Origin of the sequence: Sphingobacterium faecale, from assembly GCF_016746095.1 — a bacterium.
GTDB classification, from domain to species: Bacteria; Bacteroidota; Bacteroidia; order Sphingobacteriales; family Sphingobacteriaceae; genus Sphingobacterium; species Sphingobacterium faecale.
This window is the reverse complement of the sequence record NZ_JAERTY010000001.1, coordinates 617,287-632,395: the sequence shown is the minus strand read 5'-3', so window position 1 is coordinate 632,395 and position 15,109 is coordinate 617,287. Positions and strand designations below refer to the sequence as shown.

The window sequence follows — 15,109 nt, the reverse complement described above, 5'->3', positions numbered from 1 at the left end:
TTGATTATAGCTTATGCTACTGTTATCAATTATACAAGTCAAAATTACACGACCTTCAAGTTCACTGCTATCCCCTAAAGGGGGTTTTTTATAACCCTTGTTTGTAGCTATCTTTGGCTTATTATAAATCTGAAAATCAACACATATGCTAATAAAAGATATATTTACAAGATCCTTATGCAGCTTTTTATTGGTATGTATAGGCTGCTTTTCACCACTCCATGGTAACACGCAGTCTGTAGATTCCTTAGAGCGCGAACTCAAAAAGGCACAGGATATAGCAGAGCAGATAAATATTTACAATTTGCTAACGATAGCTTATAGGGATTTGGATTTTCATAAATCCGTAAACTATGGCAAACTGGGGTTGGCATTGGCGGAAAAAAGTGGAGATAAGAAAGGAATGCTCAAACTTTTTTCCAATATAGGTGCCGGATACTATAGAGGCGGCCGTTATGATTCCGCCCAACTGTATCTCCAAAAAGCGCTGCCGCTCGCGCACGAGCTCAAGGATAGTAAATTTGAAGCGATCATCGCTGTAACCCAAGGCGCCATATATCAGGTACAGGGTTGGTACGATAGGTCTCTGGAAAGTTACTTAAATGCCGCCAAATTAATGGAACGCCGGAATGACACTAAAAGTCTTGGTAGTATTTATTCAAACATAGGAGGTATCTACCAGATACTAAAAAATTATACACCTGCTTTGGTATATTTTAAAAAGGCAGAGAAACTGGCTATAGAGGAAAATAATCAAGCCTCATTGGCCAATATCTATATATCATTAAGTGACATAGCTTTACATCAGAATAAAACAAAGGAAGAATCTCTCAGATACGGAGAAATAGCCCTACGAATCAGCAAAGAACTGAATGACGACTTCAATGAGGCTTCTGCCCTGCAAATGTTGGCTAGAATACATTACTTCTACGGCGAGCCCCAAATAGCGCTTCCGATGGCTCAACATGCATTACAAAAAACCAAGGCTCTCGGATTTCCGAATCTAACTGCATATGCTTTGATCGATGTATCCAATGCTTACTTTTATTTGACTGATTATGGCCGCTCTTCTAAATACGCATTGGAGAGCCTAGAAACCGACTCTACAGACTCGAACGTGGCAATGAACGCCTATGCTAATCTGCTCCAAGCAAATGCCTACATGGGACAGCCAAAACTTACAGAGCAATATTTAAAGAGTTATCGCCAGGTACTTGATAAACATGCTAATGCGTCTTATCAAAACTCGTTGTCTGGACTAGAAGTCAGATACGAAACGGAAAAAAAAGAACTTAAAATAGAAGCGTTAGAGAAACAGCGGAAGCTCTATATCTCGCTCGGTGTAGCGGGAGGCACAATTCTTCTCATCGCGTTAGGCCTCGCCTTTGTACGCTATCGACTGGCTGTAAGCAGGAGAAAGCTCGCTGAACAGGAAGCACACCGTCTGGAACAAGAAAAGCAACTTGTAGCAGTCCAGGCCACCTTAGATGGTGAAGCGGCCGAGCGCACACGTTTGGCTCGGGATCTGCATGATGGATTGGGCAGTATGTTATCTGCTGTAAAGATTAATCTTCCGCAGATCGAAGGGGATGCCCTATTGGAAGCGATGGATGTATCTCGGTTTCAGAAAGCACTGGGTATGCTCGACGATTCTATACAGGAGCTACGCCGTGTAGCACATCATATGATGCCCGAATCCCTGTTGCGACACGGATTGAGGGTTTCACTCTCCGATTTTTGTACAGCTATTCCTCTAACGCGTTTTCATTATTTCGGTAATGAAACCCGACTTTCCGAAAAAGTGGAAATAATGGTGTACCGCTGTATCCACGAACTGGTCAACAATGCACTGAAACACGCCAAAGCAACTCAGATCAACGTACAGTTACTTCAAGAAGAGGACCGTATATCTTTTATGGTACAGGATAATGGTCATGGATTCGATCCAGATGTTGTAAACCATGGAATAGGGTTAAAAAATATCCGTCAACGGGTCGACGCATTTCAGGGAAAAATGGATATTTATACCTCAGAACAGGGAACCGAGGTTCACATAGAACTTGAATTCACAAAAAATGAACAGCATGATTAGCGTAGCGATTGTAGATGATCATAAAATCCTCACGGAGGGATTACAGGGGCTTATCGACGAATCTGGCATGGCCACTGTAATTGGTATAGCACACAGTGCTTCTACATGCAGGATTTCGCTCGGCTTTTGGAAACCCGACGTTTTACTGTTGGATATAGGGCTGCCGGATAGTAGTGGTCTTGATTTCTGTAAAGAAATAAAACAGCAATATCCTCAAATAAAAATATTAGCACTGACCACACACAACGAATATAGTATAGTAAAGCAGATGTTGGACAATGGAGCCTCAGGATATCTCATTAAGAACGCTATGGCTGAAGAAGTATTAGCGGGTATACAAGCCGTAGCAGATGGAAACACCTTCCTTTGTCATGAGATCAATCTCTTGATGAAACGTCCCAAAGAAACACACATCTGGCTCAGCCAACGCGAAAGAGAGATGTTGAAACTGATTGCAGAGGGATTCACCAACGGTGAAATCGCAGACCGAATTTTTCTGAGCCCCGAAACAATCAAAAGCTACCGAAAAAACCTTCTGCTAAAACTAGGTGCGAAGAATACTGCAGTACTGGTACGAATCGCGATGGAGCAAAAACTAATCTAAGTCAGAAATAATTCTCTTCCTTCCGATATAGCTCGGGGCTAAGCATATGATCGTCCTATTAGCGACTTGTCTTAGCATTTCTTGTTTTATGCTCTGCATTACATCGAAATACTACGATATGATTTAGAAAAACACAAGCCGTACAAAAAGAAGTTCAGAACGGCTTGTAACTATTTTATCTCCCCAAACTCTAGTTGAATATTTCTGTTAGCATCCAATGGAAGTTGCTCAGAATCTATTTCTTCTCTATCATTCTAAAAGGAGACTTTACTTCGCCGACCCATTTGTATTTGTGGATAGTACTTTGCTGTTCGCCATCGCTAGTTTTCTTATTGTGAGAGATGTAAAACAATCCATTTCCTATCGGACATAAACCGGTTGCCCCCCATTGAAAATACCATCCAGATATGCCTGAATCGGTATCCTTATTATCTCCTTCGACAAGATGTACCATAGCGACTTTTTCCTGTTTATTGTCCGAGCTAATAATCTCTTTTGTTGGCTTACGCTTACCATCGATCACAAACAGATCATAATTGGGGTAGATCGCTTTCTTTCCTTTATAAACTGCAGCAAAAAAATTTCCAGAATAAGCATCATAGGCCAGATTTTGAATACCATAAGTGGTATTTCCAGTCTTTAAAAAATACTTTGCCTTAGGTTTCTTAGGTCCCGAACGATGCAATTTATTCAGCAACAGCATCTGACCATAACTATCCCAATTATCTATATCATATTGTAAAATAACCTGATGATCATTATCATCCCTAGTCGTATCACCGTAAATCCCGTAGGCTACATAGAGATATTCCTTTTTATCTTTTTTCGTACCAAAAGCAGGTCCAAATGTAAGACCATCAATTCCCGAACAAGCGTAACGGTGCTCTTTAATCGCATCTCCTACTTTAACGGAAGTTTCATAATCCATAACCGGCTCGGCCAGATACACCGTTTTTAAAAGATCCTCTTTCTCGGCATTCATAGCTGGACGAACAATCTTAGAACCGTCAAAAATGGCTATATAAAATCCATTCTCTTTCGAGATATCTAATCCTAATTCATTGCTTATCCCCTTTCCTATACCATCACTCTTATATTCCAGGGAACCATACACCTTTCCGTCTTTAAAATCAAGATCTCCCAAATGTCCAGCAAATCCAACCACACTACCTATCAACTTGCCCGAAAGATCCATTTTGATCAAGCTATTGGTAAACGAAAAGTAGACACAGCTATTTGTACTGTCTACAGCCACTCCCTGTACATGAAATTTCCCTTGACTTCCGGTAGCAATAGAATCGGGCCAGATAGTGTTCATTTTTTGGCTATATAGCGAACTTACACTAGCTACACAGCATAATAAGATTAAAATTGATTTGTTCATATTACAAACTTAGATAAATTGCCTTTTACATGCAATATAATTGCGTCGCATATAGAAGCAGTTTATTGATCTCTCCTCAGCCATTGAGAAACTTACTTATAGATATAGAGGAAATATAACTTTAAAATATACGTTCCCCAAACTGCAAAACACGTTGTATTTTTTGCTATGCTACTCTCAACAAACCACCTATCTTTTTTAAATCACCTATTCCGAACATACGATAAAAAATATTAGGAAAGACTCTTCAATAATTGTTTAATAATTTCTTGAGCCAGTGTCTTGATGACTGGTACAGAAACTGAATTACCGAACTGCTTATAAGCCTGAGCATCAGAAACGGGAATTTCGAAGCGCTCATCGTTATTCTTTTCATCTATTGGATATCCTTGTAAACGGGCTGCTTCAATGGGATGCAGTTTTCTGGGTCTCTTGCCCAACATACTCTGATCTATCAGAATCTCAGAACCATCTTTGTAGTAACGTGCAGAAATAGTACTTGTATAGGGAGAATCATCCCGAAATAGAGAATATCCGAAACCGTTACCCTTCTCACCATGTTCCTTTTTACGCCGCTGATGCCCATTCCACAATTTGTCCGAAATTGTATAGGTCCGACCTGCTTGGGATTCTAATGCAGCAAGTTCTTTTTCTTCTAATAAAATCTGTCCCAAGTTCGTATGCATACTTTCGAGATCTCTCAGATTACGATCAAAAATCGGCTTACCTTCAAGATCCAAACCCCAAGGAAATTTGAAATCATCCGCTGCAACAAGTCCTTTATACCATGCGATGATAAATATCCGCTCTCTATTCTGTGGTACACCAAAATTTCTACTATTGAGCACTTCCGCACGGACTTCATAGCCCAATTCTTCCAAACTATGTTTTATCGTCTGGAATGTTCTTCCTTTATCATGGTTCTTTAACCCCTTTACATTCTCCAAAAAGAGGACTTTTGGAATTAAGTTATTATTTCCCTGCTTATTTGCAGCCTCTATTTTGGTACGGACAATCTCTTCTATATTAAAAAACAATGTGCCTCTGGTATCTCCGAATCCCTTTTTTAGCCCAGCATGGGAAAATGGTTGACAAGGAAATCCAGCACAGAGAACGTCAAAAGATGGAATGACATTGTAATCTAAATCTAGATCTGTAATATCTTTATTAAAATTACCTGATTCAAACAATTCTGGTGACCACCTCCTATAATTGTGTTCGTATGTGATCCTTGCAAACTTATCGATTTCAGAGGCAAAAACACATTTTCCTCCCACACTGTGCATGGCTATATGAAATCCGCCAATACCAGCAAAGAGATCTATAAAATTAAAATCTGAATCGGCATACTTTTCTATACCCTCAGACTTTTTAGAGTTTTTTCTTTTCGCTTTTTCTTCCACGCTATACCCTTTTATCATAATAAAATTAGACTCTGTATTATCTGTTATTCAAACTTTGACTTTTCACAAAAAAAAAGACTCAAAACTTGATTCCAACGCAATAATAAGCTTTTCAAGATTAACGATAGAAATATTTCTCTTACCATTTTCAACCTCATTGACATAAGTTTTGTCCATATTAGCTTTAAAGGCCAGAGCTTCTTGAGTTAAGCCCAAAGATTTTCTTAACTCTTTAATCTTCAAACCTACTTTTATTTTGATATCCATGCTGCAAAGTCGCCAAAATCGATTTATAAGTCAATCGGATATAAGTGAACTTTTATTCTCATCGGGAAAGCGATTATTTAAAAACACCAAAGTGCTTTTCTGGGCAAATTAATGTTGGATTATTAGAATTTACAGACCTCATTCCAGTCCCCCCTTCCACAACAGTCGTGTTACAGTGTGTTCTAAAATCTGAAATGGATATAAACCTCCAATTAACAAATTGACGGGATATCTGGTCCTTGATTTGTTTGACAAAATAAAAGGTTTCAATTCCTGTTTTTTTCTGAAGTGTTTCAAAAAATATGATCCGGGGGACATCCATTCCAAATCCAACAGGCTCTCTCTTTGAAAGATCTTTCTCCTTTACTTCTAAAAAGAAGTATTGCTCTGTCTTATCAGAAAATATAATCTGATCAATATCACTAGGGATACCGCGCTCGCACTTGAAGCCAATGAGTCCATCAAATACAACCCGTTGCAAATATAAATCGAGCAGAGGCTTTACATCGAATCTTTTTAAAAGATCCACAAAATGCGCTTTGAGTTTAACGGGAACTCTATCTGTATATACATAATTTTGTATCTTAAATAAAGAAAGAAAATCGGACAGTGGAACCTCTATAAACTCATCATTTTCATATCTACTGATGAGGAATCGAGGTACCAACAGTTTCTGACCATTATTTAAAAGATCAATAGATGGCCAGTTTTCAATTTCATCCTGATCCCACTGCAAAAGGAACATCCCTTTACAATTGATAGTTGAAATACATTTGTATACTTCAAGATACGCTGCAGTAGGAAGAGAGGTCACCGTAAAATACACCGGAGAATCCAGATAAGAGGAGTCTTTTATCGTGGGCAAGAAAATACCACCATCAAGATATAAAAGCTGAGGCCTATGTAATGCCATAAATTCTTTAAAATCCAGCTCACCTATAAATCCGTTAAGTCTGTTTCTATACTGAATATCACCAATTACATTATTTGAAATCAACATGCTCAACTGGTCTATTATTTTCTCTTTTAAGCCCATTGGTTACTGTTAATAGATTTAATGTAAAATACAATAAATCACGCATTAAATCAATATATATAAATAAACCTTAAATCCCAAATAACTACTTTAACTTTGTTTTAATAAAATTTGAAAGCCGTAACTTTGGATAATGCATAGTTATGATGACATCGACCACATAGCAGTTCCCCGATTTGAGGAATCCTTGGGCTTTTATACCTCCAAGCAGCGGAGCTATAATATGTCACGTATCAGGGGGAAAAACTCCAGACCGGAGCTGATTCTCCGAAAAGCGCTTTGGTCTAAAAATATACGCTTCAGGTTACATGACAAGTCACTACCTGGTCGCCCTGATATTGTAATCAAAAAATATAAACTAGCCATTTTCGTAGACGGAGAATTCTGGCACGGCTTTGATTGGAAAATCAACAGGGAGCGGATTAAATCAAACCGCTTATTCTGGATACCAAAAATCGAGCGTAACATGCAGAAGGACGAAAAGGTAAACCGTGCTCTACGCGACTTGGAGTATACCGTATTCCGTTTCTGGTCAAAAGACGTATTTAAAAAAACACAACTGATAATCAATCAAATAGAACTATTTATAGAATCAAGAAGGTTATGGAAATAAGACTGTTCAACAGTCAGTCAGATAAGACCTAAGCACATAAAGAAATAACATATACCCAATGTAATGAATAGAATCGATTATCCGTTTTTAAAATGACCCATCTGTCGCTTCGCTTCTGCACGGATTAAATCCAGCTCTCGATCGGATTCCTTTTTAATTTTTTCAAGACTCTCTTCCATGGACTGCCGTAAAGCGTCAATATCTTTCTTGAGCTCTAGAGACTTGCGTTTATTGAAACGTTCTAGATAATATCCAGCAGCAGCAATAACAACAGAAACTATAATCCCCATCAGTACTAGCAGATAGTTTAAAGTTCGGTGAAACTCTTCCATTCCCTCCTTATGAAAGTTTATTATATCAGCAACATTTTGCTTACTTAACTCTAAATTATCTTCTTTTAAATCCAATTCTTTAATCTTCGCATCTATCTTATGTTCATAAAGTTGCATCTGTGCTTCTATAACTTCTCTATTCAAAGCTGCAGCCTGCTGACTATAACTATCAATTTTCATTACAAAAAGTAATATTAAAACTAACAGGGTATTCCTCATCGTTATTATTTCTAAAAGTTATAAAATGATACTAATATATAAAAAAACAAAAATAGAACCGAGAATGATCGTGATTAAAAGAATTAGATAAAATGCCTTGGGGTTCAAAAAACTCAAAAATATTGGTAGTTTTGCTGTAAACTGTACGACTAAATATCCAGATAGATTAGTTCTCAAGTTTTTTTTGATTTAAATGACAATGAAAGGTAAAATAATTACTATCGAAGGATTAGATGGCTCGGGCAAATCAACCCAAATTGATTTACTAATTGGAAGACTGAATGAATTAGACATAAAACACAAGTTCATACATTTCCCCATGCTAAACCAAGGGGAATATGGTAAGCTGATAGCAGAATATCTAAGAGGTGAACTGGGTTCATTAGAACATGTCCATCCTAAATTAGTGGCTCTTTTATTTGCAGAAGACAGGAATGAGCATAAAGCTTTATTGAATGAGTGGCTAAGTGAGGGATATCTGATCATTATGGATAGATATGTCAATTCTAACATTGCGTTTCAATGTGCAAAAACAAAAGAAACCACTGATAAAAGAGAGTTAAAAAAATGGATTATTGATTTTGAATTTAAGCATAATCAACTTCCCTCACCAGATCTTTCACTCTTCTTAAACGTGCCTTTTAGTCATATCGAAAATTCCTTAAACTCTTCAAGAACCGGAGCCGATAGGGCCTATTTAAATGGTAAGAAAGATATCCATGAGGATTCATTAGAATTACAACGGAATGTATACAATGAATACCTCAACCTCTTGGATGAGCAACCCAACTTTCACGAAATTGAGTGCTTCATGGGTAATTCGAATTGGTTATCAAAAAACGAAATTCACGAAGCAATCTTTAAAAAAATACACCACATAGATCCTACAATTCTTCACGATAAGACATTACCGAAATAAATACAAATGCGGTAAGCATCCGGCGCGGTGTCAGCTTTAGACGATCTCATTTTTTTGCAATTTACCTAAGTTCTATTATTAGACTCGATTATTAAAAAATAGACAAATGAAAAACATTGGAAAAAAAACCGGCTACCTAGTAGCGTTAGCCACAGCACTATGGAGTCCTTTTGCTAAAACAGAGGCATGTCAAGAGTGGTCTACAAAGGACCCAACAATACTATCCTCACCGCCCGTAACATGGACTTTTCTCTCGAAATAGCAGCCAACATATGGTTATTCCCGAGAGATATCGCCCGTCATGGAAGTACCGGTAGCAACACCATACAATGGATATCGAAATATGGTAGTGTAGTAACTAGCTCTTGGGATATAGCGGTATCTGACGGCATGAACGAAAAAGGATTGGTCGCTAACATGCTGTGGCTGGTGAGCTCTCAGTATCCAAAATTTGAAAAAGATGGAACAGGAAAAAAAGGGCTAGCCATATCATTGTGGGCACAGTATGCACTAGACAATTTTAGCACGGTAGCCGAAGCCGTGAACGAGTTCCGTAAAGAAGATTTTGTAGTTGTCACGGACTTCATTCCCGGTACAGACAAATTTACGACAGTGCACTTATCAATTTCTGATGCCAGTGGCGACAATGCCATCTTGGAATACATCAACGGAAAATTGGTCATCCATCATGATCCTTCGTACACAGTAATGACCAATGACCCTATATTCGAAGAACAACTGGCTATCAACAAATACTGGAAAACTATTCCAGGTAATATATTTTTACCTGGAACAAACAAAGCTGTAGATAGATTTGTCCGCGCTTCATACTATATCAATGCGATTCCTCAGACGGATAACACCAGAGTAGCTGTTGCGGGTGCATTTAGTGTCATCAGACAATGCTCCGTACCTTATGGTATTTCTACAGAGGGATTCCCCAATCTTTCAACAACAAGATGGCGTACCGTATCCGATCAGAAGAACTTGGTGTATTACTTTGAAGACGCCTTAAGCCCTAATGCAATATGGGTAGACTTTAAGAAATTAGATTTTAACGCAAAAGCTAATATTAAGAAACTCGCTTTGGATAAAAATCAGATTTATGCCGGAGAGACCTCTATGCAATTCGCTAATGCCAAACCTTTTATTTTCCAAGGCATATAATACACTCAGCAATAAGGTCATAAAAATCCACCAACAAGAGGTATGAACATATCTCTTGTTGGTCACATCGTCCTTAATATTTTATCTAGTGCCCTACCTTTTGCCAGCTCATCCACCAGTTTATCCAAATACCTTACTTTTTGTGTCAAGGGATTGCTAATTTCTTCGATCCGATAGCCACAAATAAGCCCTTTGATCAGAGAAGCATTGGGATGTATTGTTGCACAATCGAATAATTCCCTGAAAGTCGCTTTCTTTTGGATTAAGTCTTCGATTTTCACTTCGTCCAATCCTGTCAACCAAAAGATAACTTCCTGTAAATCTTGACGTGTCCTACCTTTTCGTTCTATTTTTGTTAAGTAATGTGGATATACAGAGGCAAATACCATATTTGCTATCCGTTCATCATGTAAATCTGAGCTGTTCATCTTACCACAGTTTTAAAATTATTTTTTTCTTTACTAATATCCGATTTGCTGCTTATATTTGATCAAACATATAGTCTAAATTAGGAAAATTAATAGCACTCGATCATGTAATAGCTAAATATTTATCATCTAATAACTGACTAGAATATCTACTAAAAAAATCCAAAATAGAAATATAATCACTTTTTTAATTCTTACGCCAACGTGCTGAACTATAAGCTTATGAAACGCATCCAAAATTACTGGAATATGTTAACGCATATCGGCACGGACGCGTCTATGTCTTATATGGATTTTAAGAGGGTGCATATGGTAAACCTCATAGCATTGCTGTGTATCTTACCTGCTATATATTTTTCTATAACCAACTTTATCGAACATCGTCCTATCCTAGCCCTGATAAATCTGTCAAACGGTTTATGTGACATTGCAGTGCTGTTTTTTCAATACTATCGCAGACCCAACTATGCCAAGCTGATGTTGTTGGGGAGTAACTTTATTTTCTTTTTTGCAGGTGCTATACTTTATCAAAATGGGGCAGAGTATTTTTTACTGTGCATACTGATTTCTTCCACCCTGTTGTATGACGATCGACGTATCCACATCCTGTTTGCTTCGGCAGTCACTTTGGCAATGGTAATGATCTATATATATCCAGATATAAACTCTTTTGAGCAACCGGTGCCGATATTTAGGGTTCTATACAACATCATCTGTTCGCTTATCTTTATTGTTGTTTCGGTCAATTTTTTTCTCAAAATTATTTACAGTAACATGCGAAAAATTGAGGATCAAAGACAAAAACTACAAGCCATCAACAAGGACAAAGAAAAAATATTCTCCATCATTGCACATGACATCAAAAGCCCGTTTGCAACACTAGAAACAATGGTCCTTGCACTTGAACAACAAGTTCTGGATAATAGTGTGTCTGCTGATTTTATCAGACAACTTCACTTACGTATAGTTCAACAGAACCAAGTATTGGATGACCTATTGCAATGGGGTAGCAATAGTCTGCGTGGGATTGCTGCAGCCCCGTCACCTGTGCTCATACAACCTGTTATCAAAGAAATACTTGCGGCTTTTGAAGAACAGATTATAGTCAAACAACTGAAGATCACCGTATATATAAAAGATAAAGACCAAGTCCTCGTCAACAGGGATCACTTAATAATTATTCTTCGTAATTTTATAAGTAACGCAATAAAATTCAGTTACGTAACAGGGGAAATCGACATCTTCTCTTCGCAGGACAAGAAACTTACTTATATCCATATCAAAGACCAGGGAATAGGTATTAATCCTTCTACATCCGCCCTATTATTTAATGTAGTCCAAAGCAAATCATTAGGTACTGTGGATGAACCAGGGACAGGGTTAGGTCTAATTCTCTGCAAAGATCTTATTGAACGGAACCATGGAGTCGTCAATATTGATAGTACTCCTAACGAGGGGTCTATTTTTACGGTAGGGTTACCTTGGGTCGACAATCATTCCAATAAAACATCGACCGAACAACCTAGTTTTTCCCGACCGAAAGTGAAAACAACTATGCCAGAAAAAGAGGGAAAATCTCTGGAGGTACAATAAAGAATTGAATCTATATCGGGCTCCATTCCCATACGCTATGATAACCTTCTATTGACTCTACATATTGAAAAAACTCCCTATAAAAATCATATTGCCCTATTGTACTGCTGTCTCCTATAACAATAAGTTTCTTTCGAGCCCTAGTCATCGCGACATTCATACGTCGTACATCTGATAGGAAACCGATATTGCCTGCTGTATTGCTACGTACAAGGCTGATATATATAATATCTTTTTCTTGTCCCTGAAAGCCATCTATCGTGTTTATTTGGACGTTTAATTCTTTCTTAGAATTGCTCTCCGTCAACATATCTGCTATCAGAATGGCTTGTTTACGATAAGGCGTAATAATACCAACGCTCGGTAAAGGGATATTTTGATTATTGTCAACCAGGTCCGACTGTAAACCGTGGAGATGGTTTATCAAAAAATGAGCTTCCTCTTTATTGGAGATAGCTCCGTCTTCTTCCTGTTCTTCAAAACCCGAACCCGCCGTATCAATAAACATCAGGGGCTTGGTATCCCCTGCCAATGTCCATTGTGAAGCTACAGCTCCACTATTCAACTTCCCTCCATACATCGCAACAGCTGGATAGGCCATGATCTGCTGATTCATCCGGTACTGCGTATCCAAAAATGAAACCGACTCCGGATACAATTCTACCAATTTTTCAAACAGTGTATGAAAAAGAGCTTTGCTCTCCCGTTGTTCCGACTTTACGGTAGGAGGTAATTGACAGTGGTCTCCTGCTAGGATCAAGCGGTCTGCTTTTAATATAGGTATCCAACATGCAGGTTCTAATGCCTGAGCCGCTTCATCGACTATAACCGTATGGTAATGGCGGTCGCGGATGTAGGAATGGTTGGCACCGACCAAAGTACCGGCAATAACCTGACTTTTGCTTAAGATATCTTCTATGACGTAGTCCTGTATACGATCTATATCTTTTCTTATCCTCTTGGCTTCATTCAGCAAAGCTTTCCGTTGTTCGTATTCGGCCCGTCCAAAACTACGCTTATATTTATGAGCCATATCTGTATAGGCTCGAGCTTGCTTTTCTAGTGCCTTCACTTCCCGATATCCAGGATGCTTATTCGATTTTTCTTCGAGTGTCAAGTCCTGCAATCTGTCGGATACACGGACCGGATTACCTATGCGCAACACATTTATACCTAAGCGGTCAAGTCGTTCGGCCAGTACGTCCACAGCGGTATTGCTCGGCGCCACGATCAGCAACTGTTGACCGCTATTGTTCAACAAAGCTGTAATAGCCTTAATCAATGTCGTCGTCTTACCTGTCCCAGGAGGCCCGTGCAGGATGGTCAGATCTCCTCCTGACAAAATCTGCTGTACAGCTTGATTTTGGCTGGGATTTAATATCGCGTCTTCAAAGCTATGGTTTACCCCTGTATAGCTTAATGGTTCCACCCCAATCAGCTTTCGAACAAGCCCCCCCTTTACAGGGTCGTTGGCGAGGGTCTCGGCTTCTTTCATCGCGTTGCTCATCTCACGGTAGGAATTTTCGTCAAACATGAGGTCTACGCCAAGTTTTCCCTTACGTCCCCATTCGGGTAGTTCCTCCGTACGGAAAGAAACCCGCATTTGCTGCTTGTTTACAAACGTTATGACACCTTGAATGCGGTCTTGCTGAGAATCGTGATTAGAAAAAAGTGCTACTGGCATCCCAAAACGAAATCTATGACTATTTTCAAAATCATTGGTTTTATTAAAAGTCACCTGCAGGTAGTCACCTCGGCCAAGACCACTATCCGTGATCTGCACAGGGTACCAAGTGATACCTAATGCTTTTCGATCACTGATACTCCTGACCGATAGCAAACGCCCGTGCTCTTCTCTATCAAAAGACAACTCTATCTGTAAAAGTCTAGCTAGATCCTTAAAATAATCCATCAACAGTTTTTCTTTATAATTTCTGCAAAGTAAATGCTTTTTTTCTAAAACAAGCTGATTTTACGTTTTTCGCATCAACGATCCCGTTTAGAGCGGAGCGGGCGTTCCGAACAGATAATTATAAACAAATGTGCTGTGGATATGTCAGAAAGATTTTTTAGTTTTAGGCAATAGGCAAATAGAGTCACTAAGCATATAGGAATAATGGAGAAACAAGTAAATGCCGACGAGTATGTAGAACGCTTCATGGTGGGCAGCCTAGATCATTTAAAATACAAGCAATTCCCTGTTAAAGTGTTCCAGCTTAACGAGATCGCTCCATTCATCAAATTTCCGACACCGCCCATATTCTTAGCTTACAACTTATTGGTACATCTTACCGAAGGTTACTTCACCTATCAAATCGGTCCTAAAGAGTATATGGTAGAAGCACCGGCAATCCTTATTAGCAGCTATGGCAACATCTCTGCTGTAAAGACTGCAGACAGATCAGTCAAGGGACACTGCATCCTGATCAATGAAAGTGCCATGACTTCCATTTTCAGGGCACAGGAAATTCTAAATATTTTCAGCATTTCTCCCCTCATCAACCTATCTCATGAAGACAACACTGATATAAACCTGCTGTGCCAACTCCTTTACAAGGAGCTCTACGCTACAGACGCTTATAAGGAACTCAATGATACACTTTTAAAGTCTATCCTTTTAAAAGTTATCAAACTGTCATCCTCTGATAAATTACTGAGCAGACGCCAAGAAATAGCGATGATGTTTAAACGCTTGGTACACAAGAACTTTAAAAAACATAAACATATAGGCTTTTACGCGGATAAGCTAGCGGTATCGACAAACTATTTAAATCGCTGCGTCTTTTCTGTATTCAAGCAATCGTCTAAAGAAGTTATCTTGGAAATTTCCGTTATGCATGCGCAACTGTTGCTTTTTGAATCCAACAAGAGTGTTGCAGATATCTGCTATGAGCTGGATTTTTCAGATCCTTCTTATTTTTCACGCGTATTCAAAAAAGTGGTGGGAATGTCGCCTACCGAATACCGCAATAGTGCAAAATAGTGGCACTCCCGAATGCACGATTTGTCCTAGTATTGATACGGGATTAGACACACCTATATCCATAGAATA

Annotated in this window: 14 protein-coding genes; 7 read left to right on the top strand and 7 right to left on the bottom strand. The window is 38.7% G+C overall.

From position 1 onward, the window contains the following. Nucleotides 1–145: 145 nt before the first annotated feature. Together JKG61_RS02500 and JKG61_RS02495 are read left to right on the top strand one after the other, a co-directional pair. Nucleotides 146–2,092, top strand: coding sequence for a tetratricopeptide repeat-containing sensor histidine kinase (locus tag JKG61_RS02500; protein ID WP_202101405.1), 1,947 nt, complete (start codon nt 146–148; stop codon nt 2,090–2,092). After that, on the top strand, nt 2,076–2,696 hold the full coding sequence (locus JKG61_RS02495; protein WP_202101404.1) for a response regulator: 621 nt from the start codon (nt 2,076–2,078) through the stop codon (nt 2,694–2,696). Before JKG61_RS02500 ends, JKG61_RS02495 begins: the two co-directional genes overlap by 17 nt. 235 nt (nt 2,697–2,931) lie before the next feature. On the opposite strand, the gene JKG61_RS02490 is transcribed toward JKG61_RS02495, so the two are convergent. From JKG61_RS02490 to JKG61_RS02475, 4 genes are all read right to left on the bottom strand, one after another. Then, the gene (locus JKG61_RS02490) at nt 2,932–4,014 is read right to left on the bottom strand and encodes a hypothetical protein (protein WP_237249346.1); all 1,083 of its coding nucleotides are present in this window, start codon (nt 4,012–4,014) and stop codon (nt 2,932–2,934) included. 299 nt (nt 4,015–4,313) lie between these two features. Further along, the gene (locus tag JKG61_RS02485) at nt 4,314–5,483 is read right to left on the bottom strand and encodes a DNA cytosine methyltransferase (protein WP_202101402.1); all 1,170 of its coding nucleotides are present in this window, start codon (nt 5,481–5,483) and stop codon (nt 4,314–4,316) included. A gap of 63 nt (nt 5,484–5,546) precedes the next feature. Then, the gene (locus JKG61_RS02480; protein ID WP_202101401.1) at nt 5,547–5,750 is read right to left on the bottom strand and encodes a helix-turn-helix domain-containing protein; all 204 of its coding nucleotides are present in this window, start codon (nt 5,748–5,750) and stop codon (nt 5,547–5,549) included. Nucleotides 5,751–5,823: 73 nt separating this feature from the next. Next, nucleotides 5,824–6,786: a hypothetical protein gene (locus JKG61_RS02475; RefSeq protein ID WP_202101400.1), complete on the bottom strand. Its 963-nt coding sequence runs from the start codon at nt 6,784–6,786 to the stop codon at nt 5,824–5,826. Between the two features lie 133 nt (nt 6,787–6,919). On the opposite strand from JKG61_RS02475, the gene JKG61_RS02470 reads away from it, so the two are divergent. Next, nucleotides 6,920–7,399 carry a very short patch repair endonuclease gene (locus tag JKG61_RS02470; protein ID WP_202101399.1) on the top strand — a complete coding sequence of 160 codons (480 nt, stop codon included), beginning with the start codon at nt 6,920–6,922 and terminating at the stop codon, nt 7,397–7,399. 77 nt (nt 7,400–7,476) lie between these two features. On the opposite strand, the gene JKG61_RS02465 is transcribed toward JKG61_RS02470, so the two are convergent. Next, nucleotides 7,477–7,950, bottom strand: coding sequence for a hypothetical protein (locus JKG61_RS02465; RefSeq protein ID WP_202101398.1), 474 nt, complete (start codon nt 7,948–7,950; stop codon nt 7,477–7,479). A 199-nt stretch (nt 7,951–8,149) separates the two neighbouring features. On the opposite strand from JKG61_RS02465, the gene tmk reads away from it, so the two are divergent. Then, entirely contained in the window at nt 8,150–8,869 is a 720-nt protein-coding gene (gene tmk, locus JKG61_RS02460) for a dTMP kinase (RefSeq protein ID WP_202101397.1), read from the top strand. Nucleotides 8,870–9,055: 186 nt separating this feature from the next. Next, nucleotides 9,056–10,036, top strand: coding sequence for a linear amide C-N hydrolase (locus JKG61_RS02455; RefSeq protein WP_202101396.1), 981 nt, complete (start codon nt 9,056–9,058; stop codon nt 10,034–10,036). Nucleotides 10,037–10,098: 62 nt separating this feature from the next. Here JKG61_RS02455 and JKG61_RS02450 read toward each other — a convergent pair whose 3' ends face one another. Continuing rightward, the gene (locus tag JKG61_RS02450; protein WP_202101395.1) at nt 10,099–10,464 is read right to left on the bottom strand and encodes a DUF2200 domain-containing protein; all 366 of its coding nucleotides are present in this window, start codon (nt 10,462–10,464) and stop codon (nt 10,099–10,101) included. A 222-nt stretch (nt 10,465–10,686) separates the two neighbouring features. Here JKG61_RS02450 and JKG61_RS02445 point away from each other — a divergent pair, with 222 nt between their 5' ends. Further along, a complete protein-coding gene (locus tag JKG61_RS02445; protein ID WP_202101394.1) occupies nt 10,687–12,057 on the top strand; it encodes a sensor histidine kinase in 1,371 nt (456 codons plus the stop codon). Nucleotides 12,058–12,067: 10 nt separating this feature from the next. On the opposite strand, the gene JKG61_RS02440 is transcribed toward JKG61_RS02445, so the two are convergent. Further along, nucleotides 12,068–13,969 (bottom strand): AAA domain-containing protein, encoded by a 1,902-nt coding sequence (locus tag JKG61_RS02440; RefSeq protein WP_202101393.1) that lies wholly within the window; start codon nt 13,967–13,969, stop codon nt 12,068–12,070. 204 nt (nt 13,970–14,173) lie between these two features. Here JKG61_RS02440 and JKG61_RS02435 point away from each other — a divergent pair, with 204 nt between their 5' ends. Beyond that, nucleotides 14,174–15,040 carry a helix-turn-helix domain-containing protein gene (locus JKG61_RS02435; RefSeq protein WP_202101392.1) on the top strand — a complete coding sequence of 289 codons (867 nt, stop codon included), beginning with the start codon at nt 14,174–14,176 and terminating at the stop codon, nt 15,038–15,040. Nucleotides 15,041–15,109: the final 69 nt, after the last annotated feature.

What these genes read in the sequence shown, in the direction of transcription:
- JKG61_RS02500 (WP_202101405.1), top strand. Translation starts at nt 146, where the DNA reads ATGCTAATAAAAGATATATTTACAAGATCCTTATGCAGCTTTTTATTG.
- JKG61_RS02480 (WP_202101401.1), bottom strand. Translation starts at nt 5,750, where the DNA reads ATGGATATCAAAATAAAAGTAGGTTTGAAGATTAAAGAGTTAAGAAAA.
- JKG61_RS02435 (WP_202101392.1), top strand. Translation starts at nt 14,174, where the DNA reads ATGGAGAAACAAGTAAATGCCGACGAGTATGTAGAACGCTTCATGGTG.
- JKG61_RS02455 (WP_202101396.1), top strand. Translation starts at nt 9,056, where the DNA reads ATGTCAAGAGTGGTCTACAAAGGACCCAACAATACTATCCTCACCGCC.
- JKG61_RS02445 (WP_202101394.1), top strand. Translation starts at nt 10,687, where the DNA reads ATGAAACGCATCCAAAATTACTGGAATATGTTAACGCATATCGGCACG.
- tmk (WP_202101397.1), top strand. Translation starts at nt 8,150, where the DNA reads ATGAAAGGTAAAATAATTACTATCGAAGGATTAGATGGCTCGGGCAAA.
- JKG61_RS02475 (WP_202101400.1), bottom strand. Translation starts at nt 6,786, where the DNA reads ATGGGCTTAAAAGAGAAAATAATAGACCAGTTGAGCATGTTGATTTCA.
- JKG61_RS02470 (WP_202101399.1), top strand. Translation starts at nt 6,920, where the DNA reads ATGCATAGTTATGATGACATCGACCACATAGCAGTTCCCCGATTTGAG.
- JKG61_RS02440 (WP_202101393.1), bottom strand. Translation starts at nt 13,969, where the DNA reads ATGGATTATTTTAAGGATCTAGCTAGACTTTTACAGATAGAGTTGTCT.
- JKG61_RS02465 (WP_202101398.1), bottom strand. Translation starts at nt 7,950, where the DNA reads ATGAGGAATACCCTGTTAGTTTTAATATTACTTTTTGTAATGAAAATT.
- JKG61_RS02490 (WP_237249346.1), bottom strand. Translation starts at nt 4,014, where the DNA reads ATGAACACTATCTGGCCCGATTCTATTGCTACCGGAAGTCAAGGGAAA.
- JKG61_RS02450 (WP_202101395.1), bottom strand. Translation starts at nt 10,464, where the DNA reads ATGAACAGCTCAGATTTACATGATGAACGGATAGCAAATATGGTATTT.
- JKG61_RS02495 (WP_202101404.1), top strand. Translation starts at nt 2,076, where the DNA reads ATGAACAGCATGATTAGCGTAGCGATTGTAGATGATCATAAAATCCTC.